General features: G+C 48.2%; 3 protein-coding genes. 2 read left to right on the top strand and 1 reads right to left on the bottom strand.

All coding sequences use genetic code 11. The features are described from left to right. The first annotated feature begins 233 nt into the window (after window positions 1-233). Together H6F90_RS01205 and H6F90_RS01200 are read left to right on the top strand one after the other, a co-directional pair. Entirely contained in the window at window positions 234-1,844 is a 1,611-nt protein-coding gene (locus tag H6F90_RS01205) for an AAA family ATPase (protein WP_199295651.1), read from the top strand. A gap of 91 nt (window positions 1,845-1,935) precedes the next feature. Beyond that, window positions 1,936-2,316 carry a DUF1257 domain-containing protein gene (locus H6F90_RS01200; RefSeq protein ID WP_190549506.1) on the top strand — a complete coding sequence of 127 codons (381 nt, stop codon included), beginning with the start codon at window positions 1,936-1,938 and terminating at the stop codon, window positions 2,314-2,316. Between the two features lie 261 nt (window positions 2,317-2,577). Here H6F90_RS01200 and H6F90_RS01195 read toward each other — a convergent pair. Then, on the bottom strand, window positions 2,578-2,890 hold a 313-nt coding region (locus tag H6F90_RS01195), incomplete at its 5' end, for a hypothetical protein (protein WP_190549505.1).

Raw genomic sequence — 2,890 nt, 5'->3', positions numbered from 1 at the left:
ACCAAAACTTAACGACTGATTTGGCATTCAACTCGATTGAACCGCCTTGGTACGGACCCGTATGCCAGGTGGTGTGGGAGGGGGGAACTGCGAGGTTTCTCCCTATCCCGATTTTTTAGAGCATTTGTACTATATTAGATTGAATTTAATTCCTGCTAAATCTTCACTTGCAAGGGGAATAATAGACTTGGTTCAGTATCTGTTTTTACGTTTTACGCTCTGCTCCGTTTCATATGAATGCTAATTCATCTGCACTACCTGCAAGTCATCAGAGTATTGTTGAACAGCTTGATTTAATGCTGCGGGCACGCTATCCGCTGATCTATATTGTGGGTGCAGAAGAAGAACCGATCGAGGCAGTATTAATTCAGGCTTCTGCTCGTTCAACGCCTCAGCGGGAACTTTACCTGTGGGATATCGTGCGAGGCTGGGATGACAATGGCTCAGATAAGGGGTCAGCGATCGCCGCCCTCGGTCGCATTGCCAAAGCGTCCGGTGAAAAACCTGCCATCTACGTTCTACGAGATTTACATCCTGTTCTCAAAGCTCCGCTGCAGCCGGGTAATGTACCCATCATCCGTGAAATCAAAACGTTGGCTCGCGAACTCAAGCGTAGTCGCAAAACCTTAGTACTGACGAGCTATTCGCTGGATGTACCGCCCGAATTCATCGAAGAGATGACCGTAATTGATTTTCCGCTACCTGATGCCGACGAAATCAATTATCTGCTTTCTCTATTGGTGGTTCCAGAGAAATTGAAGCTGTCGCAACTCTCGAAAGAGCAACTGGTCAAAGCTTGTCAGGGGTTAAGCCGAGCCCGAATTCAGCGGGTGCTGGCAAAAGCGATCGCAGCGAAGCAGCAGGTAACCGAACAAGATATTGATAGCGTTTTAGAAGCCAAGCGACAGGCCATTCGACAAACCGGTATTTTGGAGTTTGTCACGACTCATGCCTCGCTCAAAAGCGTAGGTGGACTGGACCATCTGAAGCAGTGGGTGCAGATGCGCCAGGATAGCTTTACTGAAGAAGCACGGCGCTACGGTATTCCCAACCCTAAAGGGGTATTATTGGCAGGCATTCAAGGCACTGGAAAATCGCTCTCTGCTAAGACAATCGCTCACGAATGGCGGCTGCCTTTGCTGCGACTTGATGCAGGGCGGCTTTTTGGTGGGCTGGTAGGCGAAAGTGAAAGTCGCGTGCGCCAGATGATTCAAATTGTGGAGGCGATCGCACCTTGCGTGCTATGGATGGATGAAATTGATAAAGCCTTTGGCAACATCAACGCAGGCTTTGATGGAGACTCAGGGACCAGTCGTCGCGTCTTTGGCAATTTAATCACCTGGATGCAGGAAAAAACCAGTCCGGTGTTTATTGTTGCCACGGCCAATAATGTGCAAATTTTGCCAGCAGAACTACTCCGTAAAGGACGCTTTGATGAAATCTTCTTTTTGAACTTACCCACTGAGCCAGAACGACGGGAAATCTTCCGCGTGCACTTGCAGCGATTACGCCCCAGCCGTTTACGCGAGTTTGACCTGGATCTGCTAGCCCGTCAGTCTAAAAACTTTAGTGGAGCCGAGATCGAGCAAACAATTGTGGATGGTATGCAACGAGCCTTTAGTCGTGGCACTCCTGGTAATCGGCATGACTTCACAACTGAGGATATCGTGCAGGCGATCGAAGAAACCGTCCCGCTAGCCGCGATCGCTCGCGATCAGATCGACGCTCTCAAGCAATGGGCTGCCAGCGCAGGTGCGCGTCCAGCTTCTCAGGATATGCAGCTGGTGGAAGAGTTACGTCAGTTAACCCATCATCACGGCATCGGTCCCCTGGAGGTAGATTAGGTATTATTTGTAATTTAGAAAAGTGGATTGGGATAGGGTTAGTCTCGCAGTCGTAATGTTTCGATTAATTGGGTAAAACCGGAGGACACACATGTCTCACTTTAGCCGCATTAAAGTTGAAATCAAAAATGGTGAAGTTTTGCACCAGGTGTTGCAAGAGTTGGGCTACAACGTTGAATGTAATGCTCAGGTACGGGGCTATCAGGGTGATAAAATCCAGGCTGAATATGTAATTCGGCGATCGAATGGTTATGATTTAGGATTTCGTCGCAGCGATGGCGATGAAAACTATGAGCTAGTAGCAGACTTCTGGGGAGCCAGAATTAATCAACAGGATTTCCTCAATGCCATTTTGCAAAAGTATGCCTACGGAACACTAATGGCATCGGTACAGGCACAAGGGTTTGATGTTGAGGTTCAGGAAACCTTAGAAGATGGCACCGTGCGCGTTGTGGTTGGCAAATGGGTATAGTCCTTCGTTACTCAATGAAGGAGTAGTAGTGATCGGGATCGCCAGTGGAAACATGGCAGGGTAATTGAGATAGCTTTGTTCGTGTTTGACAAAGTTGGATCGTAACCCTCATCGTATGGGTCTCGTTGATTATCCTTGGGAGTATCCGAAACGTATTCAAAGGTGTGACCGTTGGAATCTTGACTGGGATGATAAAAGCCAGACTCTTCTAGAAAATCGTTGTAATCCTCTTCGTCAATTCGAGCATGAATATAGTATCAATCATCGCCATAGGATACAGAGGATTCGTATACGGCATAAATGCGATCGCACGCTTAAATCCGCGTCTTTCAGCCCTTGCCGCAACAGTGGGATTGCCTCTGTTCCATAGGTTGCTGCTGCCTGTAATGCTGCCAACTTTTGAGCGAGTTCAGATTGCTGGAAGCGTTGCTGAAGCCCCAGTAAGCCACCCAACACAGTACTATAGCTATTGCCAGTCTGGTTAGGACGTAGACTGGCAATAGGAGTGATGGGTCCCCCAGGATGGCAATAGCTTATAGTTACGACTTCCGTCAGAAGGTGATGCAAGCCATTG

It is taken from the genome of Trichocoleus sp. FACHB-591 (assembly GCF_014695845.1).
Classification (GTDB): domain Bacteria; phylum Cyanobacteriota; class Cyanobacteriia; order FACHB-46; family FACHB-46; genus Trichocoleus.
This window is presented reverse-complemented; position numbering and strand designations above follow the sequence as displayed.

Bases quoted from the DNA above. Each gene is read 5' to 3' on its own strand.
- H6F90_RS01205 (WP_199295651.1), top strand. From the start codon at position 234: ATGAATGCTAATTCATCTGCACTACCTGCAAGTCATCAGAGTATTGTT.
- H6F90_RS01200 (WP_190549506.1), top strand. From the start codon at position 1,936: ATGTCTCACTTTAGCCGCATTAAAGTTGAAATCAAAAATGGTGAAGTT.